General features: G+C 67.6%; 20 protein-coding genes and 1 pseudogene. 15 read left to right on the top strand and 6 right to left on the bottom strand.

Annotated elements, in window-relative coordinates:
- Positions 1–9: 9 nt before the first annotated feature.
- Positions 10–369 carry a response regulator gene (locus ACMZPQ_RS16285; RefSeq protein ID WP_006436191.1) on the bottom strand — a complete coding sequence of 120 codons (360 nt, stop codon included), beginning with the start codon at positions 367–369 and terminating at the stop codon, positions 10–12.
- The gene (locus ACMZPQ_RS16290) at positions 359–1,522 is read right to left on the bottom strand and encodes a two-component system sensor histidine kinase NtrB (protein ID WP_197581876.1); all 1,164 of its coding nucleotides are present in this window, start codon (positions 1,520–1,522) and stop codon (positions 359–361) included. Before ACMZPQ_RS16290 ends, ACMZPQ_RS16285 begins: the two co-directional genes overlap by 11 nt.
- Positions 1,523–1,673: 151 nt before the next feature.
- On the opposite strand from ACMZPQ_RS16290, the gene ACMZPQ_RS16295 reads away from it, so the two are divergent.
- The 5 genes from ACMZPQ_RS16295 (at position 1,674) to ACMZPQ_RS16315 (ending at position 7,825) form a co-directional block, all read left to right on the top strand.
- Positions 1,674–4,787, top strand: a complete 3,114-nt coding sequence (locus tag ACMZPQ_RS16295) for a response regulator (RefSeq protein ID WP_197581878.1) — start codon at positions 1,674–1,676, stop codon at positions 4,785–4,787.
- A complete protein-coding gene (locus tag ACMZPQ_RS16300) occupies positions 4,784–5,608 on the top strand; it encodes a CheR family methyltransferase (RefSeq protein WP_197581880.1) in 825 nt (274 codons plus the stop codon). The genes ACMZPQ_RS16295 and ACMZPQ_RS16300 overlap by 4 nt, the downstream gene beginning before the upstream one ends.
- On the top strand, positions 5,608–6,183 hold the full coding sequence (locus tag ACMZPQ_RS16305; RefSeq protein ID WP_197581882.1) for a chemotaxis protein CheB: 576 nt from the start codon (positions 5,608–5,610) through the stop codon (positions 6,181–6,183). The genes ACMZPQ_RS16300 and ACMZPQ_RS16305 overlap by 1 nt, the downstream gene beginning before the upstream one ends.
- Complete coding sequence (locus ACMZPQ_RS16310; RefSeq protein ID WP_414485945.1) at positions 6,180–7,313, top strand: hybrid sensor histidine kinase/response regulator; 1,134 nt, start codon at positions 6,180–6,182, stop codon at positions 7,311–7,313. Before ACMZPQ_RS16305 ends, ACMZPQ_RS16310 begins: the two co-directional genes overlap by 4 nt.
- Before the next feature lie 83 nt (positions 7,314–7,396).
- On the top strand, positions 7,397–7,825 hold the full coding sequence (locus tag ACMZPQ_RS16315; RefSeq protein ID WP_197581886.1) for a BLUF domain-containing protein: 429 nt from the start codon (positions 7,397–7,399) through the stop codon (positions 7,823–7,825).
- A gap of 3 nt (positions 7,826–7,828) precedes the next feature.
- On the opposite strand, the gene ACMZPQ_RS16320 is transcribed toward ACMZPQ_RS16315, so the two are convergent.
- On the bottom strand, positions 7,829–8,149 hold the full coding sequence (locus ACMZPQ_RS16320) for an ArsR/SmtB family transcription factor (protein ID WP_197581888.1): 321 nt from the start codon (positions 8,147–8,149) through the stop codon (positions 7,829–7,831).
- A gap of 86 nt (positions 8,150–8,235) precedes the next feature.
- Between ACMZPQ_RS16320 and ACMZPQ_RS16325 the strand changes: the two genes are divergently transcribed.
- The 3 genes from ACMZPQ_RS16325 (at position 8,236) to ACMZPQ_RS16335 (ending at position 10,203) form a co-directional block, all read left to right on the top strand.
- Positions 8,236–8,673: a YeeE/YedE family protein gene (locus ACMZPQ_RS16325; RefSeq protein WP_197581890.1), complete on the top strand. Its 438-nt coding sequence runs from the start codon at positions 8,236–8,238 to the stop codon at positions 8,671–8,673.
- Positions 8,670–9,083 (top strand): DUF6691 family protein, encoded by a 414-nt coding sequence (locus ACMZPQ_RS16330; RefSeq protein ID WP_197581892.1) that lies wholly within the window; start codon positions 8,670–8,672, stop codon positions 9,081–9,083. Before ACMZPQ_RS16325 ends, ACMZPQ_RS16330 begins: the two co-directional genes overlap by 4 nt.
- Positions 9,084–9,150: 67 nt before the next feature.
- Positions 9,151–10,203 (top strand): linear amide C-N hydrolase, encoded by a 1,053-nt coding sequence (locus ACMZPQ_RS16335; RefSeq protein WP_197581894.1) that lies wholly within the window; start codon positions 9,151–9,153, stop codon positions 10,201–10,203.
- On the opposite strand, the gene ACMZPQ_RS16340 is transcribed toward ACMZPQ_RS16335, so the two are convergent.
- Entirely contained in the window at positions 10,200–10,982 is a 783-nt protein-coding gene (locus ACMZPQ_RS16340) for a DUF6491 family protein (RefSeq protein ID WP_197581895.1), read from the bottom strand. The genes ACMZPQ_RS16335 and ACMZPQ_RS16340 overlap by 4 nt on opposite strands.
- A gap of 81 nt (positions 10,983–11,063) precedes the next feature.
- Between ACMZPQ_RS16340 and ACMZPQ_RS16345 the strand changes: the two genes are divergently transcribed.
- Complete coding sequence (locus ACMZPQ_RS16345) at positions 11,064–11,762, top strand: helix-turn-helix transcriptional regulator (protein WP_197581897.1); 699 nt, start codon at positions 11,064–11,066, stop codon at positions 11,760–11,762.
- 160 nt (positions 11,763–11,922) lie between these two features.
- Entirely contained in the window at positions 11,923–12,873 is a 951-nt protein-coding gene (locus tag ACMZPQ_RS16350) for a DMT family transporter (RefSeq protein WP_197581899.1), read from the top strand.
- Between the two features lie 8 nt (positions 12,874–12,881).
- On the opposite strand, the gene ACMZPQ_RS16355 is transcribed toward ACMZPQ_RS16350, so the two are convergent.
- Positions 12,882–13,202, bottom strand: a complete 321-nt coding sequence (locus tag ACMZPQ_RS16355; RefSeq protein ID WP_197581901.1) for a hypothetical protein — start codon at positions 13,200–13,202, stop codon at positions 12,882–12,884.
- A gap of 27 nt (positions 13,203–13,229) precedes the next feature.
- Between ACMZPQ_RS16355 and thrA the strand changes: the two genes are divergently transcribed.
- Genes thrA through thrC form a run of 3 tightly spaced genes read left to right on the top strand, consistent with a single transcriptional unit; the run spans position 13,230 to position 17,961 of the window.
- A complete protein-coding gene (thrA, locus tag ACMZPQ_RS16360; protein WP_197581903.1) occupies positions 13,230–15,734 on the top strand; it encodes a bifunctional aspartate kinase/homoserine dehydrogenase I in 2,505 nt (834 codons plus the stop codon).
- The gene (locus tag ACMZPQ_RS16365) at positions 15,731–16,645 is read left to right on the top strand and encodes a homoserine kinase (protein WP_197581905.1); all 915 of its coding nucleotides are present in this window, start codon (positions 15,731–15,733) and stop codon (positions 16,643–16,645) included. Before thrA ends, ACMZPQ_RS16365 begins: the two co-directional genes overlap by 4 nt.
- A 29-nt stretch (positions 16,646–16,674) precedes the next feature.
- Positions 16,675–17,961: a threonine synthase gene (gene thrC / locus ACMZPQ_RS16370; RefSeq protein ID WP_197581907.1), complete on the top strand. Its 1,287-nt coding sequence runs from the start codon at positions 16,675–16,677 to the stop codon at positions 17,959–17,961.
- A 124-nt stretch (positions 17,962–18,085) separates the two neighbouring features.
- Here the strand turns inward: thrC and ACMZPQ_RS16375 are convergent.
- Positions 18,086–18,823, bottom strand: a pseudogene (locus ACMZPQ_RS16375) (Crp/Fnr family transcriptional regulator); the annotation flags it as partial.
- 126 nt (positions 18,824–18,949) lie between these two features.
- Here ACMZPQ_RS16375 and hisS point away from each other — a divergent pair.
- Positions 18,950–20,347: a histidine--tRNA ligase gene (gene hisS, locus ACMZPQ_RS16380; RefSeq protein ID WP_197581911.1), complete on the top strand. Its 1,398-nt coding sequence runs from the start codon at positions 18,950–18,952 to the stop codon at positions 20,345–20,347.
- Positions 20,344–20,643 carry a hypothetical protein gene (locus ACMZPQ_RS16385; protein ID WP_197581913.1) on the top strand — a complete coding sequence of 100 codons (300 nt, stop codon included), beginning with the start codon at positions 20,344–20,346 and terminating at the stop codon, positions 20,641–20,643. Before hisS ends, ACMZPQ_RS16385 begins: the two co-directional genes overlap by 4 nt.
- Positions 20,644–20,749 lie beyond the last annotated feature (106 nt).

Here is a 20,749-nt window from a genome sequence, read left to right on the forward strand (position 1 = left end):
GGCGGATTGTCAATCCTGCTTCAGCAGCTGCACCAGCTGGCGCAGGCGGTAGGGCTTGGGCAGGAACTCGACCTTCTCCGGCAGCGGCGGAAGCTGCGAGCGCGCATAGCCGGATGAGAGGATCATCCGTGCCTGCGGCTGTTCGCGCGCCACGTGCTCGCTCAGCTCGATACCGGACATGCCGTTGGGCATGCTGATATCGCTGAACACCACATCGAAGCGCGCTTCGCCCTTGAGCAGCTCCGCGGCCTCGTGGCCATCGGCGGTGGTGGCGACCTCGATGCCGAAGTCGCGCAGGGCCAGGCCGATCATCTCGCGAAGATCAGTCTGGTCCTCCACCATCAGTACGCGGATCGGGTCATCGGTCATCGGGTGCTTCCTCTATTGCGGGGAGCAGCAGGCTGACCGTGGTGCCAACACCGGGGGTGGTGGACACGTCGACGAAGCCGCCGCTCTGGGTAGTGAATCCGAACACCTGGCTCAGGCCCAGGCCGCTGCCCTTGCCGATGTCCTTGGTGGTGAAGAACGGTTCGGTCGCCCGCTCGGCGATGTCGGCGGCCATGCCGTGGCCTTCATCGCAGACGCTGAGGGTGACATATCCGCGTTGCAGCGTGGTGTCCGCATCGGGGTCGAGGCGATGTTCCAGTGCCGTGCCGACCAGGATGCGGCCGCCATCCACGGTGGCTTCCACCGCATTGGCGACCAGGTTGGCCAGCGCGGTCTGCAGCTGCAGCGCATCGGTGCTCACCGGCGGCAGGCCCGGTGCGAGGCGTGCATCCAGGGTCACCGTGGGCGGGCAGGCCCGCTGCAGATCCGGCAACCACTGCCGCACCAGCGCGTTCAGGTCCAATGGCTCGCGGATCAACGTCTGGCCGGTGCTGAAGGCCAGCAGTTGGCGGGTCAGCAGGGCGCCGCGGTCGGTCGCGGCCTGCGCGGCATCGAGCAGTTCGGCGGCGCGCACGTCGTCACCGCTCACGCGCAGTGACAGCAGGTCCAGCGCGTTGCCGATGGTGGTCAGCAGGTTGTTGAATTCGTGCGACAGGCCGCGGCTGAGACGGCCGACAGTCTCGAACTGCTGGGTGTTGCGCAGTGCACGCTGGGCATCGCGCAGCAGGCGCTGCGCCTGCCAGTGTTCGGTGATGTCGCGGGTGATCTTGACGAACCCGAGCAGTTCGCCGCCTTCGATGACCGGTTCGATGACCACGCTGGCGCGGAATGAGGAGCCGTCATGGCGCACCCGCCAGCCCTCGCTGGCGACATGGCCATGCTGCGCCGCGAGGCGAAGCAGGCGCTGCGGCTCGCCGGCTTCGCGATCGGCGGGCAGGTAGAAGCGACCGAAGTGCGTTCCCACGACCTCCTCGGCTGAATAGCCCTTGATACGCTCGGCCCCCGGATTCCAACTGCACACAATGCCTTCGGGATCAAGCAGGTACAGCGCATGATCGCGCACGCTGTCAATCAGCAGTCGCAGTTGTCGGGAAGGGTCCGTCAGTACGGACGTCGTAGAGGCTGCAGCGTCCACGTGGAAATAAGTGTTACCCCTGTGAGGGACGTGAAGCTAGGCATTGAAGTGTGAAGGATGCGTGCAGGTGCGGCACGTGCCAAAGGTCCTGTGCGGCTGAATGCGACACGGAGTACCATCACCCACCCTTTGCCCTCTGGAACCGACCTGCATGCGTCCTGGTGCGACCACGCGTGACCGCTGGATCTGGCTGACCTCCGCTGTACTGCTGGCAGCCACCATCGCCCTGGAGCTGGTGGTGCCGCTGGGCTATGCGGTATGGCTGGCCTATTTCCTCGCGGTAGGCGTGACGGTGTTCCAGCGCAGCGTGCGCGCGCCGTTCTTCGTTGCCGCGATCGCCTGTGTGCTGCTGGTGATCGGCTTCAACGTGGCGCCGGCCAGCAACAATTCGTCGTTCTCGTTCGTCAATCGCAGCATCGGCGGTTGCGCGTTCCTGATGATCGCGTTGATCGTTTCCCGCGCCATCGAAGCGCGGCGGCAGGCCATGCGCGCGCTGTGGCTGCAGGAAGCAGAAAACGCGGTGGCAATGAGCCTGCGTGGCGACCTGGGGCCCGAGCAGATTGCCGAGGCGGCGGCTACCCAGCTGGGCGGCCAGCTACAGGCAGACATTGGCGCGGTGTACCGGCTCGAAGGTGGGCGCCTGCAGCTGACCGGTGGCATGGCGTTGCCGTCGGGCATGCCGGCATCGCTGGCATTGCAGGAAGGCGTGGCCGGGCAGGTGGCCCGTGACGAACGCATCCGGCACCTGCACGGCGGTGACGCCGCCGTGCTTGAACTGCAGACGAGCCTGGGGCGGCTGCCGGTGAACGAGCGCATCCTGGCGCCGATCAGCAGCGACGGCACCGTCGTCGGGGTCATCGAGCTGGGCCGCGGCCAGGTGGGCGGGCAGCGCGACCTGGATCGGGAGCTGCTGGTGCGCTGTGGCGAGACCATCGGCATGGCCTTGCGGGCCTCGCTGTTGCGTGCACAGCTGGTGGTACTGCTGGAGGAATCGCAGCGCCAGGGTGAGGAACTGCAGGCGCAGCAGGAAGAACTGCGGGTGGCCAACGAGGAACTGGAAGAGCAGAGCCGCAGCCTGCTGCAGTCGCAGAGCCACCTGGAAGAACAACAGGCCGAGCTGGAGCAGAGCAACGTCCAGCTGGAAGAGCGCACCCACGAGCTGGAGGCGCAGAAGCAGGCGCTGCTGGTGGCGCAGGGCCAGCTGGTGCGCAACAGCAACGAACTGGCGGCCACCTCGCGCTACAAGTCCGAGTTCCTGGCCAACATGTCGCACGAACTTCGCACGCCGCTGAACAGTTCGCTGATCCTGGCCAAGCTGCTGGCCGACAACAAGGACGGCACCCTGACCGACGAGCAGGTGAAATATGCCCGCGCCATCCTGTCGTCCAACAACGACCTGCTGGCACTGATCAACGACATCCTCGACCTGTCGCGCATCGAGGCCGGCCACGTCGAACTGGCCGACGAAGTGGTGGTGGTGGACAGCGTCGTGCAGCGCCTGCGCGAGACCTTCGAGCCGATGGCGCGGCAGAAGGGCCTGGCGTTGCAGATCGAGGCCGATGCGCTGGCGCCAAGCCAGCTGGTGGCCGACAGCCAGCGCCTGCAGCAGATCCTGAAGAACCTGCTGGCCAATGCCCTGAAGTTCACCGAGCACGGCAAGGTCAGCCTGCACGTTCGCGCGGCTGGCAGCGGCCGCATCCGCTTCGAAGTCGCCGATACCGGTATCGGCATTGCCCGTGAGCAGCTGCAGGTCATCTTCGAAGCCTTCCGCCAGGCCGATGGCAGCACCCGTCGCCGCTACGGCGGCACCGGCCTGGGCCTGTCGATCTCGCGCGATCTTGCCGAGCGCATGGGCGGCAGCATCCACGTCGACAGCGAGCCGGGCCGCGGCAGCTGCTTCATCCTGGAACTGCCGCTGCAGGGCGCGCCGGTAGCGGCATCGGGTGAAGCGTCGGACCCGGTGTCCATCCCGGCTTCGCCGCAGCCTGTTGCAGCGGTTGCCGCACGCACGGCTGCCGCACCCGCGGTTGCCCCGGCGGCAGCGCCGGCCATCGCCAATGTGGCCGATGACCGCGGACGTCGCCAACGCGCCGGGCGCTTGATCCTGGCGGTCGAGGACGACGCCACCTTCGCCGAGGCGCTGGTGGTGCTGGCCCACGAGCTGGATTTCGACTGCGTGGTCGCGACCACGGCCGAGGAAGCCCTGTCGCTGGCCTCGGAACTGCGCCCCAACGGCATCCTGCTCGATATCGGGTTGCCCGATGTGTCTGGCCTGAGCGTTCTGGAACGCTTGAAGCGCAATCCGGACACGCGCCATATTCCGGTGCACGTCGTTTCGGCGATGGATCGCGGCCAGGTGGCGCGCGAACTGGGTGCGATCGGATTTGCGATCAAGCCGACCACGCGCGAACGGCTGGCGGCGGCCATCGAGCAGCTGGAGCAGACCAGCCAGCGTGACGTGCGGCGCCTGCTGATCGTCGAAGACGACAGCGAGCTGCGCCATAACCTGGAACTGCTGCTCGGCCGCGAGCAGCTGCAGATCATCGCAGTGGGCACCCTGGCCGGCGCGCTGGAGCAGCTCAGCACCGTCACCTTCGATTGCATGGTGATGGATCTGTCGCTGCCCGACGGCAGCGGCTACGACCTGCTGGAGCACATGGCCGGCAACGACGATGTCGGTTTCCCGCCGGTGATCGTCTACACCGGCCGCGCGCTCAACCGCGAGGAAGAGCAGCGCCTGCGCCGCTATTCGAAGAGCATCATCATCAAGGGTGCGCGTTCGCCGGAACGCCTGCTGGACGAAGTGACCCTGTTCCTGCACAGCGTCGAAGCCAGCCTGCCGACCGACCAGCAGCGCCTGCTGCGCGAGGCGCGTCGCCGCGACACGGTGCTCGATGGGCGTACGGTGCTGCTGGCCGAGGACGATGTGCGCAACATCTTTGCCCTGTCCAGCGTGCTTGAACCGCTGGGCGTGACCCTGGAAATCGCCCGCAATGGCCAGGAAGCGGTGGATCGCCTGGCCGAGCGCGAGGTCGACCTGGTGCTGATGGACATCATGATGCCGGAGAAGGACGGGCTGGCGGCGATGCGCGAGATCCGTGCGCAGCGCCATCTGCAGGACCTGCCGATCATTGCGCTGACCGCCAAGGCCATGCCGGACGACCGCGAGCGCTGCCTGCAGGCCGGCGCCAACGATTACATCGCCAAGCCGATCGATGTCGACAAGCTGGTCTCGCTGTGCCGCGTCTGGTGCTCGCGGCAATGAATGAGCAGGCGCTGTTCGACCTGGAACTGAAAATCCTGCTGGAGGCGCTGTACCAGCGCTACCACTACGATTTCCGCAGCTACGCGGTGTCGTCGCTGCGCCGTCGCATGCGCCAGGCCATGCAGCGCTACGAGTGTGAGCGGCTGGTCGATCTGCAGCACCGCCTGTTGCACGAGCCGGAGCTGTTCGCGCAGGCCATGCAGTTCTTCACCGTGCAGGTCTCGGAGATGTTCCGTGACCCGGCCTATTTCCGTGAGCTGCGCGAGCAGGTGGTGCCGGTGCTGCGCACCTACCCCTCGGTGAAGCTGTGGGTGGCCGGGTGCAGCACCGGCGAGGAAGTGTGGTCGCTGGCGATCCTGCTGCATGAGGAAGGCCTGCTTGAGCGCAGCATCGTCTATGCCACCGACATCAACCCGGCAGCGCTGGCCACCGCCGAAGCCGGTGCATATGGCATCGACCGCATGGCGCAGTTCAGCCGCAATTACCTGGCGGCGGGCGGCACGGCATCCCTGTCAGACTATTACGCCACTGCCTACGATGGCGCGGTGTTCGACCGCCAGCTGCGCCGCAACGTGGTGTTCGCCGACCACAGCCTGGCCACCGACACCGTGTTCTCCGAAGTGCACTTGGTGTCGTGCCGCAACGTACTGATCTACTTCAACCGCGACCTGCAGGACCGCGCAGTCGGGCTGTTCCGCGAGGCGCTGGTGCACCGTGGGTTCCTCGGCCTGGGCAGCAAGGAATCGCTGCAGTTCGGGCATCACCACGCTGCCTTCGAGGTCTGCTCGCGGGAGCATCGCCTGTACCGGAAGGTGGCCTGATGGTGGTGCAGGATCGCCCTGCGGTGGTGGTGGTCGGGGCGTCGGCAGGAGGCGTTGCGGCGCTGCAGGCCGTGCTCGGCGCGTTTCCGGCCACGCTGCCGACGCCGGTGCTGGCGGTACTGCACCTGCCGCGCGATCGCTCCAGCCGCATCGCCGAGGTGCTGGCCCCGTACTGCGCGCTGCCGGTGCGCGAGGCGGAGGACAAGCAGCCGCTGCAGCCGGGCACAGTAACCTTCGCTCCGCCGGACTACCACCTGCTGGTGGAAGACCCCGGTACGGTGGCGCTGTCGGTCGATGCGCCGGTGCTGTTCTCGCGGCCCGCCATCGATCCGCTGTTTGAATCAGCGGCTGCGGTGTTCGGTACGCAGGTGCTGGCGCTGTTGCTGACCGGGGCCAGCAGTGACGGCAGCGAAGGCGTTGCCGCGGTGCGTGCCGCGGGCGGCCGTGCCTGGCTGCAATGCCCCGAGGAGGCCGAAGCATCGATGATGCCGGCCTCCGCCCTGCAGTACGCCGGTGCCGACGCCGTGCTGCCCCTTGAATTGATGTGTCGTCGCCTGAAGGAGTTGTTTGCATGAACCTGCTGCCACCGGACCCTGCGCAGTCGCAGACCCCGGTCAACCTGCTGATCGTCGATGACGTGCCGCAGAACCTGGTAGCCATGCAGGCCCTGCTGCAGCGCGAGGGGGTGAACCTGCTGCTGGCCGGCTCGGGTGCGCAGGCACTGGAGCTGCTGCTCGCGCACGAGGTCGCGCTGGCCCTGCTGGACGTGCACATGCCGGAAATCGATGGCTTTACCCTGGCCGAGCTGATGCGTGGCTCGCATCGCAGCCGCACGGTGCCGATCATCTTCCTGACCGCCTCGCCGGACGATCCGGTACGCGCGTTCAAGGGCTACGAAACCGGTGCGGTGGACTTCCTGCACAAGCCGGTGGCGCCGCAGGTGATCCTGAGCAAGGTCAATGTCTTCATCGAGCTGTACCAGCAGCGGCAGCTGCTGAAGGCGCGCAATGAAGCGCTGGAGCGTGCGCTCAAGCTCAATGAGACGATGGCCGCGGTGCTGACCCACGATCTGCGCACGCCGCTGTCGGCCATCCTGCTGTGTGCCGACAAGCTGGCGCTGGAGCTTCCCGAGGGCAACACGGGGGCACAGCAGACGCTGCAGCACCTGGAGGCCAGCACGCTGCGCATGGCGCGGATGGTGGAGCAGCTGCTGGACTTCTCGCGTATCCGCAGTGGTGGCCTGCGCCTTGAGACCAGCGCCTGCGACCTGGCCGAGGTCACCCATGCGGTGATTGCCGAGGCGGGCAGTGCGCACGGTCATGAGCGCATCCGTTTCGACGCCATCGGTGATACCCGCCTGCAGGGTGACATGGATCGGCTGGGGCAGATCGCCGCCAACCTGGTGGGCAACGCGTTGACGCATGGCAGCGAGGCCCTCGTGCAGCTGGATGGACGCGATGTGCGCATGGTGGTGATGCGGGTGAGCAATGCCGGCCATATCGATGACGCGCTGTTGCCGCGGCTGTTCGAACCGTTCAAGGCCAGCTTCCACCAGAGCAAAGGCCTGGGCCTTGGCCTGTACATCGTCGATCAGTTCGTACGCGCACATGGTGGACGTATCGGCGCGCGCAACGAGGCAGGGCAGGTCGTATTCGAAGCGACGCTCCCGCGGCGGTGGGACGCAGCCGGCGGCACCGCAAGCTGAATTCTTCAGGTTGGGTGCGCCAGCATTGAGACGGACTCGTCCGCAACTGCTACCGTGCGTTCACACCTTGCCAAGGACGTACCATGCCATTGCGCGCCATCGCCTACGTCAGCCGGGCGCTGCCGGGGCTCTCCGCTGAGCGGCTGCAGGCGGTGGTTGAAGACGCTGCGCGCTTCAACAAGATGGCGGGCGTGACCGGCGTGCTGCTGCATGATGGCGATCGCTTCCTGCAGTACATCGAGGGGCCGCCGGACGGCATCGATTCGGTCTACGAGCGCATCCTGCAGGCGGGCAGCCACATCGACATCGTCGAGCTGGCGCGCGGTCGCCTTGGCCAGCGCCAGTTTCCATACTGGTCGATGCGTGCGTTGCCGGTGGAAGCAACGCTGCTACGGCAGCTTTCGGCCAGCGACTGGTCCGGTTTCAGCCGGGCATTGGAAGGAGATCGTTCGGCACCGACCCCGGTCGACCTGCTGGATGCGGTAGTGCAGCCGGTGCTGCAGGCCGGCTGAGATTCAGTGCGCAGTACCGCCGCAATAGGCGGCGTGCAGTGCCTGCAACACCTCCAGCGCCGGACCTTCCTGCATGCGGTAGTGGATCGCCTGCGCTTCGCGCCGGGTTGCCACGATCTGCATCGCGCGCAGTACCGCCAGATGCTGGGACAGCGCTGACGCGCTCAAACCTGTCAGCGCCTGCAGTTCCGGCACTGGCGTTTCACCCTCGACCAGGCGGCACAGCACCTGCAGGCGAGCGGGATGGGCCAGGCTCTTGAGCAGGGCGGCCGCCTGTGTGGCGTGCTGGGCCATCGTGGCACTGTCGAGCGGCGTGCGGGCCATGGTTGACCTTTTTGTTTAGAAAGATCTAATTTAGATAAATCTAAATAAGTGGGCAATCCCATGCATCGCATCAGAGAGGGCAGGGCATGAACCTGCCATGGAGCGCACTGGCAGGCGGTGCGTTGATCGGTATCGCGGCCGTGTGGCTGCTGGCTGCCACCGGTCGCGTTGCCGGCATCAGCGGCATCGCTGCGGGCAGCCTGCGTGCTGGGAGAGGCGAGCGCGGCTGGCGCTGGGCATTCCTCATGGGCCTGCTGGCAGCGGCGGGGCTGGTGTTGTGGTGGCAGTCCGTGCCCGGGAGCGCTCCGCGCCTGCTGCTGCGCGATGCCTTGCCCGCCTGGCAGCTGATCGGGGCTGGCCTGCTGGTCGGCTTCGGTACCCGCCTGGGCAGTGGCTGCACCAGTGGCCACGGCGTATGCGGCATCGCTCGCGGTTCGAAGCGATCGCTGCTGGCGGTGCTGGTGTTCATGGCGTGCGCGATGCTGACCACGCTCGTGATCCGTCATGGCGGAGCGCTGTTGTGAGCCGCGCCCTCTGGGCCGCCGCCGTGGCGGGCGCGTTGTTCGGGGCCGGCTTGGCGCTTTCCGGAATGACCGATGCCCGGCGCGTGCTCGGCTTCCTCGACATCCGTGGCGAGTTCGATCCCACCTTGATCTGGGTGCTGGGCTCGGCGCTGCTGGTCAGTGCGATCGGACAGCGCTGGGTGCTACGCCGGACGCAGCCATGGTTTGCCCTCCGCTTCCAGCTGCCCACCGCACGTGATGTGGATGCCCGCCTGCTGCTGGGTGCAGCGCTGTTCGGTATCGGCTGGGGATGGGCCGGCTATTGCCCGGGACCGGCCATCGCCGGCCTGGCCGTGGCATCGCGTGAAGCGCTGTGGTTCGTGCCGGCGATGGTGCTGGGCTTCTGGCTGCACGATCGCCTCGTGCGCTGAGGCTTCACCCCTGTGTCACGATGGATCGGGTCAGATCCATGGACCACGGGGAACGGAGCGCAGTGACATGGCACGGATGAAGTGGAAGGGAAGGGCGATGCTGGCCATGGCGCTGGCGTCGGCGATCGCACCGGCGCTGGCCTGCACGCGCGCGGTGTACCTGGGCGACAACGGTGATGTGATCACCGCGCGTTCGATGGACTGGAAGGTGGATGTCGCCACCAATCTCTATGTGCTGCCGCGTGGCATCGCGCGCACCGGGCAGGCCGGCCCGAAGTCGCTGTCCTGGACCGCCCGCTACGGCAGCGTGGTGGCCACCGGCTACGACGTGTCGACCACCGACGGCATGAACGAAAAAGGCCTGGTCGCGAATCTGCTGTGGCTGGTCGAATCGGAATACCCGCAGCAGCGCGGCAACAAGCCGGGCTTGGCGATCTCGCTGTGGGCGCAGTATGTGCTCGACAATTTTGCGACGGTGGACGAGGCGGTGGCTGCCTTGAAGCGTGAGCCGTACTCGATCGTCACCGACAAGGTGCCTGGCGAGGACCGCCAGGCGACGCTGCATCTGTCGCTGTCCGACGCAACCGGTGACAGTGCCATCGTCGAGTACATCGGCGGCCGCCAGGTGATCCATCACGACCGGCGCTACCAGGTGATGACCAACTCGCCGATCTTCGACCAGCAGCTGGCGCTCAACACCTATTGGCAGCAGATTGGTGGCACGGTGATGCTGCCGGGCACGAACCGCTCTTCCGATCGCTTCGCCCGCGCCTCGTTCTACATCAACGCCATTCCCAAGGCGGAAGATCCGGTGGAGGCACTGGCCAGTGTGTTCAGTGTGATCCGCAACGCCTCGGTGCCGTACGGCATCACCACGCCGGGTGAGCCGAACATCTCCTCCACGCGCTGGCGTACCGTGGCCGACCACAAGCGGCGGCTGTACTTCTTCGAGTCGGCGTTGACCCCGAACACGTTCTGGGTCGATCTGAACAAGGTCGATTTCGGTGGCCCGGTGCTCAAGCTCGACCTTGGCAAGGACCAGCGCAACACCTTCGCCGGGGATGCGCTGGGCCACTTCGTGCCCAGCGCGCCGTTCACCTTCCTCGGCGTCGACGGTTAGTTCGACGCCTGGCTGGAGGCCGGGTACACCGCCTGGATGGTGCAGGCGCCGCGGCGGCTGAAGCGGGGCAGCGGCGCCAGTTCGTCGCTGCGCTCGTCGTAGCTGGCGAAATCAGCGGTGACCACCCGATCGCCCGGGTTGCCGCAGATCAGGCCGTTCTGCATGCCCGACTGGAAGCTCAATTCCGGCGACCGGTCGAGCTGGAGGCAGTGGCTGCCCAGTTCCACCCGGTAGAAGCGATGGCCACCGCTGCGCCGTGGATTGGTTTCCACCAGCATGCCCTGCGTGTCGGACGACCAGCCCCGCACATTGCGGGTGGCGAAGCAGTACGAGGGTGACCCGCCGAAGCCGCGGCGGACGTCCTTTCGCTCGCGGATGGTCAGGGCTGGCAGCGTGGCGGTGCGCAGGCGATCACTGTCGCGCGCAACGCTGGCGTAATCGCGGTTCTGCACTGGCGTAACCGCACTGACGGCGCAGCTGTGGCCGTCCACCACCACCCGCTCGCTGGGACGACCGCAGGCCCAGCCGGCAGGTGCCTCCAGTTTCAGCGTGGTGGCACCGCGAACGCCGGGGCAGTCTTCGTTGAAGTCGATCCGATAGGCCTGGCCGGAGGCGGAGCGCAGCGCGATTGAGCGCGGCGAGGCCTGCTCGACCTCCTGTACGCCGACCGCGTCCATGCAGTGTGGGGCCGGCGGCGTGCGCTCCTGGGCGGAAGCGGAAGCGGCGAGGGCCAGGCCGAGGCTGGCGGCGAGCAGCAAAGACGCATGCTGATGGGTCATGACCTGCACTCCCTGCGTGGGTTGACGGCCCGACTATAGCAGCGGTTTGCACGGCCTGTGTTACACGCGCACACTGGCCCGATGGGCGCCATCTTCCACCTGCGGCACTACGGCCAGGCCACCGGCCTGGACCGTCATGACTACGCGCAGTGGGTCCTGCCGCTGCGGGGCGAACTGCAGTTCGAGCTGGAAGGCCGTGGTGGCCGCCTGGACCTGCTGCAGGGCGCTTTCGTGGCTGCCGGCGAGGCCCATGACCAGATGGCCGATGGCCCGAACGGTTTCGTGATCGTCGACTGTGCACCGGGCGTGCTCGATGACGGAACCCAGGAGCATCTGTGCCGCCAGCGTTGGCTGCACCTGCCGCTGGCGCTGCGCCGCCGCCTGGCCGAAGTGCAGGCAGGCCAGCCGATGCCGGCCCTGCTTCCGCAGTTGCTGCAGGCGTTCGCACCGGCAGGCAGTGGTGCACGCATGCAGGGGGTGTGCGCGGCGGTGCGGTCCGACCCGGGCCAAGCGTGGCCAGTGGCGCGCATGGCGGCGTTCGTGGGCGTCAGCGAGAGCCGCCTGCACGCGCTGTTCCAGCGTGAATTCGGGCTCAGCCCGCAGGCCTGGCTCAGTGCCTGTCGGCTGCGCTGGGCCAAGCACCAGCTGCGCGCGAGCACCGCGTCGATCAGTGATATTGCGCTGGCGGCAGGCTATTCCGAACACAGCGCACTGACACGGGCGCTGCGCCGCGAATGCGGACAGACGCCCGCCGCGTGGCGCAGGAGCGTCGGACTGTAGCGTCGAACCATCCTCGACTGCCGTTCGCGGGATAGCGGTGAAAAAGCAGTCGAGCATGACTCGGCTCTACAAGGGCAGCAGAGCAGTAGCCTGGGTCAAGAATGCGCTCGATGCCAACGCTTACACTGCGCGGCCTGTGCTCTCCCCCCGAAAAATCCCCATGCGCAACAACCCGATGGCCCTGGGCATCGCCAATGGCGTTGCCGCCGGCGCGCTGTGGGGCGTGGTCTTCCTCGCGCCCGCCGTGCTGCAATCGTTCAATGCCCTGCAACTGTCTGCCGGTCGCTACCTGGTCTATGGCCTGATTGCAGTGGTGCTGTTGCTGCCGCGCTGGAAGCGGCTGGCGCCGCAGCTGGGGCGTGCTGAATGGATCGGCCTGCTGTGGCTGAGCCTGGCCGGCAACCTGGTCTACTTCCTGCTGCTGGCGACCGCCGTACAGTGGGCAGGCGGTGCGGCGGCCTCGCTCATCGTCGGCCTGATCCCGGTGGTAGTCACCCTGGTGGGCGTGCGCGAGAAGGGCGCGGTGCCACTGAAGCAGCTGTTGCCGGCACTGGGCCTGTGCGTGCTGGGCGTTGCGCTGGTCGGTTGGGAAGCGCTGATGTCCGAACACCTGGAAACGCCCTGGCGGCAGCGCCTGATCGGCCTGTTGTGCGCGTTCGGCGCGCTGTTCTCGTGGGCGCTGTACTCGATCGGCAACAGTCGCTGGCTGGCGCGGCGGCCGGATCTGTCCAGCCATGACTGGTCGCTGCTGACGGGCGTCACGACGGGCGGCCTGGCCCTGCTGCTGGTGCCGATGGCCTTCGTCGGCCACACCGGCAACCACACGCCAGCGCAGTGGGGCGGGTTCTGGGCAATCAGTGCCGGTGTGGCGGTGATCGCCTCGATTCTGGGCAACGCGTTCTGGAACCGCGCCAGCCGGCTGCTGCCGCTGACCCTCACTGGGCAGATGATCGTGTTCGAGACCCTGTTCGCGCTGCTCTACGCGTTTGCCTGGCAACAGCGCTGGCCCTCGTTGCTGGAGGCACTGGCGATCGTGTTCCTGGTGGCCGGGGTGATGCTGTGCGCGCATGCCCACCGTGCACCTCGGGCGATCGCCGAACATGCCGGCTGATCCGTGCGTCAAGCAAGCTGATGCGTGCTTTGTCTCAGATGCAACCAAATGCCGGCACGTTGGCCGATGATCGTCGCACGGGTTTTTTGCGGCGCAGCACTTGACAGCCGCCCGGCGTGCAGTGTTTTCTGTACGCCATGGTCGTTGATGCCGCCCCCGCCAGCCTGATCGCTCCCGCCACTGCGGGCCGTTCGACTGCGCCGGTCGTCACCACCACCATTACCACCACCACCGTCACCACTGCCCTGGTGCGGCCCGTCGTCTTCGTGTAACTCCCGAAAACCACGGCCCCGCACCATCCAGGTGGCGGGGAAACTCGACACCTGCATGCGACGGGGCCTCCTGCCGAGGTCTGCATGTCTTCCCACGCCCCCGCCCATCCCGTTGCCCCGGCCGACCTGGCCGCGCCGTCCACCGTTGTGCACAAGTTCGGCGGCACCTCGGTGGCCGATGCAGAACGCTATCGCCATGTTGCCGACCTGCTGCTGGCCCGTCCCGAATCGCTGCAGGTCACTGTCGTCTCGGCGATGAAGGGCGTCACCGATGCGCTGATCGAGCTGGCGCAGCTGGCGGCCCAGGGCGATGCAGGCTGGCGCGAGGCCTGGCATGCGTTGCGCGCGCGCCATCGAGGCGCGGCCGTGGCGTTGCTGGGCGAGCAGGTGGGCGAGACCGTCGAATGGATCGACGCCCGCTTCGATCAACTCGCCGAAGTGCTGGCGGCGCTGGCGGTGATCGGCGAGCTGCCGCGCGAGGTGCTCGACCGCGTACAGGGCCTGGGCGAAGTGTTTTCCGCGCAGCTGCTCGGCGCCCATCTGCGTGCGCGGGGCGAAGACTGCGCGGTACTCGATGCGCGCGATGTGCTGGTGGTCGGGCACGGCGAACTGGGCGTGGATGTCGATTGGGAGGCCAGCGCCGACCGCCTTGCCCAATGGCGGCTGCGGCATCCGCAGTCGCGCGTGGTCGCCACCGGTTTCGTTGCCCGTGATCGTCATGACCGCATCACCACGCTGGGCCGCAACGGCAGCGATTACTCCGGTGCGATCTTCGCGGCGCTGTTCAACGCCGACGAACTGCACATCTGGACGGATGTCGACGGCGTGCTGTCGGCTGATCCGCGGCTGGTGCCGGAGGCAGTGCAGCTGGATTCGCTGAGCTACGACGAGGCCTGCGAACTGGCCTATTTCGGTGCCAAGGTGGTGCACCCGCAGACGATGTCGCCGGCGATCCGCCTCGGCCTGCCGATCTTCATCCGCAATACCTTCCAGCCGGCGCATCCCGGCACGCGCATCTCGGCCGAGCGCTCGCCGCGTGGGCCGGTGAAGGGCCTGACCCTGAGCCCCGGACTGGCCCTGCTGAACCTGGAAGGCACCGGCCTGATCGGTGTGCCAGGCACCGCCGAGCGCGTGTTCGCCGCGCTGCGCCAGGCACAAGTGTCGGTGGTGATGATCTCGCAGGGCTCATCGGAGCACTCGATCTGCTGCGTGGTGCGTGCCGCCGAAGCCGCACGCGGTCGCGAAGCGCTGCTGCATGCCTTCGCGCATGAGCTGTCGGTGGGCCAGGTGCAGCGCGTGCAGGTCAGCGAGGGCGTCAGCGTGCTGGCGGCGGTCGGTGATGGCATGGCGGGCCAGCCGGGTGTGGCGGCACGCCTGTTCGAGGCATTGGGCCGCGCGCAGGTGAATATCCTGGCGATCGCGCAGGGCTCATCCGAGCGCAACATTTCGGTGGCGGTGGGCGCCGCGGATGCCACCCGCGCGTTGCGCGCCGCGCACGCCGGGTTCTGGCTGTCGCCGCAGACGTTCGCGGTGGGGGTGATCGGGCCGGGCAACGTCGGTGCGGCGCTGCTGGATCAACTGCTGGCCGCTCGCCCGCAGTTGCTGGCCAAGGCCAACGTCGACCTGCGCCTGCGTGCGCTGGCCTCGCGTTCGCGCATGCGGTTGGAGATCGATGGCCTGCACGCCGATTGGCGGCAGGCGCTGCAGCAGGCGGGCGAGGCCAGCGACCTTGACCGCTTCACCGAGCACTTGCTGGACGCGCACCTGCCGCATGCGGTGGTGATCGACTGCAGTGGCAGTGCCGAGGTGGCCGAGCGCTACGAGGGCTGGCTGGCGGCGGGCATCCACGTGGTCACCCCGAACAAACAGGCCGGTGCCGGGCCGCTGCCGCGCTACCAGCGCATCCGTGCGGCCGCCGCCGCCAGCGGTGCACGCTTCCGTTACGAAGCCACGGTGGGTGCAGGCCTGCCGGTGATCACCACACTGCGCGATCTCGTCGATACCGGCGACGAGGTGCTGGCCATCGAGGGCATCTTCTCCGGCACGCTGGCCTGGTTGTTCAATCGCTTCGATGGCAGCCAGCCGTTCTCGGCGCTGGTGGCGCAGGCGCGCTCGATGGGCTACACCGAGCCGGATCCGCGTGACGATCTGTCCGGCGTGGATGTGGCGCGCAAGCTGGTGATCCTGGCGCGCGAGGCCGGGCACGCGCTCAGCCTGGAGCAGGTGCAGGTCGAAAGCCTGGTGCCGGCCTTGCTGCGGGACGGCGGCGTGGATGATTTCATGGCACGCCTGGGCGAGTCCGACGCCAGCCTTCTGCAGCGCTTGCAGGATGCGCGTGCGCGCGGTGCGGTGCTGCGCTATGTCGCGCGCCTCGGTGCCGACGGCGCTTCGGTTGGCCTGCAGGAGTTGCCGGCCGACCACGCCTTCGCCAACCTGCGGCTGACCGACAACGTGGTGCAGTTCCGCACCCGTCGCTACTGCGACAATCCGCTGGTGGTGCAGGGCCCAGGCGCGGGCCCGGAAGTGACCGCCGCCGGTGTGTTCGCCGACCTGCTGCGGGTGGCCGCCGGTGAAGGAGCGCGCTTGTGATCGCGCGTGCGTTCGCGCCTGCTTCGGTGGCCAATGTGGCGGTTGGCTTCGACATCCTCGGCCATGCCATCGAAGGTGTTGGCGATACCGTGGGCGTGCGTCGCATCGATGAGCCGGTGGTGCGGATCGAAGCGATCCGGGGCAATGCGGTGGAACTTCCGCTGGACGCGGCCGGAAACACTGCTGGCGCTGCGCTGATGTCGCTGCGCGAGCGGTTGGGGCTGGCGTTCGGCTTCGCGATTGAGATCGACAAGGGCATTCCGTTCGGCTCGGGAATGGGCGGGTCGGCGGCCTCCTGCGTTGCGGCGCTGGTGGCCGCCAATGCGCTGCTGGACGTGCCGCTGCCGCGCGAAGCGCTGTATCCGTTCGCGCTCGATGGTGAGGCGGTGGCCAGCGGCGGCCGCCACGGTGACAACGTGGGCCCACTGCTGCTGGGCGGGCTGGCGTTGTGCACGGCAGATCGTCTGCTGCCGATCCCGGTACCTGCGCACTGGCACAGCCTGCTGGTGCATCCGCACGCGGTGCTGGAAACGCGCCGTGCACGCCAAGTACTGCAGGGCAGCTATGCACTGGGCGAGTTCGTCGCGCAGAGCGCGAACCTCGCGCTGGTTCTCAGTGGCTGCCATTGCAGCGATGCCGGGCTGGTCCGCGCCGGGCTGCGCGATGTGCTGGTGGAGCCACGACGGGCGGGCCTGATCGCCGGTTTCGAGGCCGCCCGCGATGCAGCGCTGTCGGCCAATTCAATGGGCGCGGGCATCTCTGGTGCCGGCCCCAGCGTGTTCGCCTGGTTCGAGGATGCCGACCAGGCCCGCGCCGCCGTGGCACCCGTGCAGGCCGCATTTGCCGCTGCCGGCTTCGACAGTGATGCCTGGGTGTCGCCGCTGGATGCGCCGGGAGCCCGCCTGTGCTGAATTCCTCCCCTCTACTGGATATCGAACCCATGCACTTCGTTTCGACCCGCGGCCAGTCCCCGGCCGTTGGCCTCAGCGCGGCGATTGCCGCAGGCTTGGCCCCCGACGGCGGGCTGTATGTGCCGGAGAACCTGCCGGCGACCCGCGAACTGCAGGCCGGTGCCAGCCTGGCCGGGACGGCTGCCGATCTGCTGGCACCGTTCTTTGCCGGTGATGCGCTGGAATCCGCGCTGCCATCGATCTGCCGCGAGGCGTTCGACTTCCCGGTGCCGCTGCGCCCGCTCGGCGGCGGTGACCATGTGCTGGAGTTGTTCCATGGGCCGACGGCGGCGTTCAAGGACATCGGTGCGCGCTTCCTTGCCAGTACGCTGTCGCGGCTGCAGGCCGGGAAGGGCCGCGACCTGACGATTGTCGTTGCCACTTCGGGCGATACCGGTGCCGCGGTGGCAGCAGCATTCCATCGCCAACCCGGCGTACGCGTGGTAGTGCTGTATCCGGATGGCCGCGTGTCGCCACGGCAGGCACACCAGCTGGGCTGTTTCGGCGACAACATCCAGGCCTTGCGGGTAGCCGGTGCATTCGACGATTGCCAGGCGATGGTCAAGCAGGCGCTGGCCGACCGCGACCTGCAGGCGCAGGTGCCGTTGAGCTCGGCCAACAGCATCAGCCTGGGCCGGCTGCTGCCGCAGATGAGCTACTACGCGCATGCAGCACTGACCCATCACGCTGAAACGCGCCGCCGGCTCAACCTGGTGGTGCCGACCGGCAACCTCGGCAACGCGATGGCCGCGGTGCTGGCGCGCGCGCTGGGTGTGCCGATCGGGCAGATCGTGCTGGCCACCAATGCCAACGCAGTGCTGCCGGCGTACTTCAATGGCGGTGACTACCAGCCGCAATCGAGCGTGGCGACGGTAGCCAATGCGATGGACGTGGGCGCGCCGAGCAACTTCGAGCGCTTGCGCTGGCTCTATCACGGCGACGATGCCGAATTGCGCGCAGCCTTCCGTGCGTTCGCGGTGGACGACGTGACCATCCGCGCCACCATTGCCGCGGCGCATGCAAGCGGTGGCGAGCTGTTCTGCCCGCATACGGCCACGGCGGTCAAGGTCCTGCAGGACCTGCGTGCACGCGGTGCCAAGGGCGACTGGGCGGTGGTGGCCACCGCGCATCCGGCCAAGTTCGAGGCGGTGGTGGAGCCCTTGATCGGCGAACCTGTTGCGGTGCCGCCCGCGCTGGATGCGCTGTTGCAACGGCCGGCGTACGCCGAGCCGCTGGCTGCAGACTACGCGGCGTTGCGCGACGTGCTGCTGCGCTGACCGGGGCGGGGCACGGTTGCCGGCCAGCGGCCGGCACTACCAGAGGGGTGCAGCGCGGATTGGGCACGATTGCCGGCCAGCGGCCGGCACTACCGGAGGGAGGCAAGGCGGATTGGGCACGGTTGCCGGCCAGCACGCGCAACCCGTCTTCATCAAGGATCTCCACCACGTTCAGGTGGGGCAGGGCGATCAGGCCCTGCTGGCGCAGCTTGGTAAAGGTGCGGCTGACCGTTTCCATGGTCAGGCCCAGATGGTCGGCGATGTCGCCGCGCCCCATCGGCAACGACACGCGCAGGCCGTCGCCTCCCAGCTTGGCCTCGCGCGCGGCCAGGCGCAGCAGGAAGTCGGCCAGCTTCTCGGCCGGTTGCAGGCGCGCCAGTGCCAGTGCGGCGTCCTGCGCGGCGTCGAGCTCCTGGCAGGCGCGCTGCAGCAGCTTGCGCTCCAGGTGCGGGAAACGGCTGCGCAGCGCCTTCATCTGGGGCAGCGCGACGCGGCACACGCGGCTGTCGGCGATGGCTTCGATGTCGTAACGATGGTGATCGCTGCCGCTCAGGCCCAAATAGTCCCCGGGCAGCACGAACCCGTTGATCTGGCGGCGACCGTCGGCCAGGGTGCGCACCAGGCGCAGCGCGCCTGCGGTCAATGTATAGACATGGTCGCGCTCTTCGCCGGTGCGGGCCAATGTGCTGCCCATGCCGACCTGCTGTGAAACAGTGACCTGCTCCAACGCCTGCACTTCGTCGGGCGACAGCGCCGAGCACACCGCCAGGTGGCGAACCGAGCAGTGCAGGCAGTCCAGCGTGGAGCAGGACGGCGAGGCGGGATCGTTGTTGGCGGGCGGGGCGCCGGAAGGCCGTGACATGTTGCGGGGGCGTATCGCGGTCGGGGAGGGCCTTATGATACTTCAAGCGGCCGTTCGACCCTGCCCGAGGCGGGGGCGCTAGAATGTCGCCCCCTCCCACGTCCCGTTCCAGCAGGAGTTCCGCCCGTGATCAAGCCCCGTACCCCGCCCGGCACCCTTGAGCTGCTGCCGCGCGAGCAGATTGCGTTCCAGCGCATGCTGGACGTGATCCGCCGCAACTACGAGCGCTTCGGGTTCCTGCCGGTGGAGACTCCGGTGTTCGAGCTGTCCGACGTGCTGCTGACCAAGTCCGGTGGCGAGACCGAGCGCCAGGTGTACTTCGTGCAGTCCACCGGTGCGTTGGCCAATGCCGCCGAATCGGGCGACCGTTCGCTGCCGGAGATGGCGCTGCGCTTCGATCTGACCGTGCCGCTGGCGCGCTACGTGGCCGAGCACGAACACGAACTTACCTTCCCGTTCCGTCGCTACCAGATGCAGCGGGTCTACCGCGGCGAGCGCGCCCAGCGTGGCCGTTTCCGTGAGTTCTACCAGTGCGACATCGATGTGATCGGCAAGGACAGCCTGAGCGTGCGTTACGACGCCGAAGTGCTGGCGGTCATCCACGCGGTGTTCTCGGAATTGCGCATCGGTGACTTCAGCATCCAGCTGAACAACCGCAAGCTGATGCGCGGTTTCTTCGAAAGCCTGGGCGTGGCCGAGGGCGAGCGCCAGCTGGCGGTGCTGCGCGAAGTGGACAAGCTGGACAAGCGCGGTGCCGACTACGTGCGCGAGACGCTGGTGGGCGAGGACTTCGGTATTCCGGCCGAGCAGGTCGAGAAGATCCTGGCCTTCGTCGCCGTGCGTTCGCAGGGCCATGCCGACGCGCTGGCGCAGCTGGCTGCGCTGGAGACCGACGCCGGTTCGTCGGAGATCCTGCGTACCGGCGTGACCGAGCTGCGCGAAGTGCTGCAGCTGGTGCAGGCGCTGGGCGTGCCGGAAAGCGCGTACTGCCTGAATTTCTCCATCGCCCGCGGCCTGGATTACTACACCGGCACCGTCTACGAGACCACGCTGACCGACCACCCGCAGATCGGCTCGATCTGCTCGGGCGGCCGTTACGAAGACCTGGCCAGCCACTACAGCAAGTCGAAGCTGCCGGGCGTGGGCATCTCCATCGGCCTGTCGCGCCTGTTCTGGCAGCTGCGCGAGGCTGGCCTGATCGACGGCATCGAAGGCAGCAGCGTGCAGGCGCTGGTAGCGCTGATGGACGAGCAGGGCATGCCGCAGTCGCTGGATATCGCCCGCCGCCTGCGTGCTGGTGGCATCAACACTGAAGTGCAGATGGAGCCGAAGAAGATCGGCAAGCAGTTCCAGTACGCGGCCAAGGCCGGCATCCGCTTCGTGGTGTTGGCGGGCGAGGACGAACTGGCCCGTGGCGTGGTGGCGGTGAAGGACCTGCTGCGCGAGCAGCAGTTCGAAGTGTCCCGTGACGAACTGGCCAGCACATTGCAGGTGGAGCTGGAGCAGTCCAAGGCGATGGCATGAAGCGAGCCGCCGCAGGAGCATTGAGTGTGCTCCTGCTGGCGGGTTGCCAGAGCGATCCGGCGCTGCACAGCACGCGGATCGGGCCGGCGCACTATCGGTTGCAGGTCGATCGCTGCCACGCGATTGACCGTGCGCAGCTGGAGCAGGATCTGCGGGCGCTGGCCTTGCGGAAGTGCCCGGCGGACGCGGGGACGTTGGAGAACATCAAGCCCCTGCCAAGTCGGCAGGGCAGCCTGTTTGGTGAGTGCTTGCGGCGCGGGGCGTTGCAGGCCCAGGTGCGCTGCTTGAAGCCTTGAGTTGCGACAAACTGATGATTTTAAAGAAAAAACGCCCGCCTTTGGTGGGCGTTTTTCGTTTCCGGCGCCCGTTCGAGGGGTCAGATCCGTTTTCCGCAGGAAAACG

Origin of the sequence: Stenotrophomonas maltophilia (assembly GCF_047497515.2) — a bacterium.
Taxonomy (GTDB): domain Bacteria; phylum Pseudomonadota; class Gammaproteobacteria; order Xanthomonadales; family Xanthomonadaceae; genus Stenotrophomonas.

Coding starts and splice junctions, on each gene's coding strand:
- ACMZPQ_RS16285 (WP_006436191.1), bottom strand. CDS start 369: ATGACCGATGACCCGATCCGCGTACTGATGGTGGAGGACCAGACTGAT.
- ACMZPQ_RS16310 (WP_414485945.1), top strand. CDS start 6,180: ATGAACCTGCTGCCACCGGACCCTGCGCAGTCGCAGACCCCGGTCAAC.
- ACMZPQ_RS16315 (WP_197581886.1), top strand. CDS start 7,397: ATGCCATTGCGCGCCATCGCCTACGTCAGCCGGGCGCTGCCGGGGCTC.
- ACMZPQ_RS16345 (WP_197581897.1), top strand. CDS start 11,064: ATGGGCGCCATCTTCCACCTGCGGCACTACGGCCAGGCCACCGGCCTG.
- ACMZPQ_RS16335 (WP_197581894.1), top strand. CDS start 9,151: ATGGCACGGATGAAGTGGAAGGGAAGGGCGATGCTGGCCATGGCGCTG.
- ACMZPQ_RS16340 (WP_197581895.1), bottom strand. CDS start 10,982: ATGACCCATCAGCATGCGTCTTTGCTGCTCGCCGCCAGCCTCGGCCTG.
- thrA (WP_197581903.1), top strand. CDS start 13,230: ATGTCTTCCCACGCCCCCGCCCATCCCGTTGCCCCGGCCGACCTGGCC.
- ACMZPQ_RS16295 (WP_197581878.1), top strand. CDS start 1,674: ATGCGTCCTGGTGCGACCACGCGTGACCGCTGGATCTGGCTGACCTCC.
- ACMZPQ_RS16300 (WP_197581880.1), top strand. CDS start 4,784: ATGAATGAGCAGGCGCTGTTCGACCTGGAACTGAAAATCCTGCTGGAG.
- thrC (WP_197581907.1), top strand. CDS start 16,675: ATGCACTTCGTTTCGACCCGCGGCCAGTCCCCGGCCGTTGGCCTCAGC.
- ACMZPQ_RS16385 (WP_197581913.1), top strand. CDS start 20,344: ATGAAGCGAGCCGCCGCAGGAGCATTGAGTGTGCTCCTGCTGGCGGGT.
- ACMZPQ_RS16305 (WP_197581882.1), top strand. CDS start 5,608: ATGGTGGTGCAGGATCGCCCTGCGGTGGTGGTGGTCGGGGCGTCGGCA.
- ACMZPQ_RS16320 (WP_197581888.1), bottom strand. CDS start 8,149: ATGGCCCGCACGCCGCTCGACAGTGCCACGATGGCCCAGCACGCCACA.
- ACMZPQ_RS16355 (WP_197581901.1), bottom strand. CDS start 13,202: ATGCAGGTGTCGAGTTTCCCCGCCACCTGGATGGTGCGGGGCCGTGGT.
- ACMZPQ_RS16350 (WP_197581899.1), top strand. CDS start 11,923: ATGCGCAACAACCCGATGGCCCTGGGCATCGCCAATGGCGTTGCCGCC.
- ACMZPQ_RS16325 (WP_197581890.1), top strand. CDS start 8,236: ATGAACCTGCCATGGAGCGCACTGGCAGGCGGTGCGTTGATCGGTATC.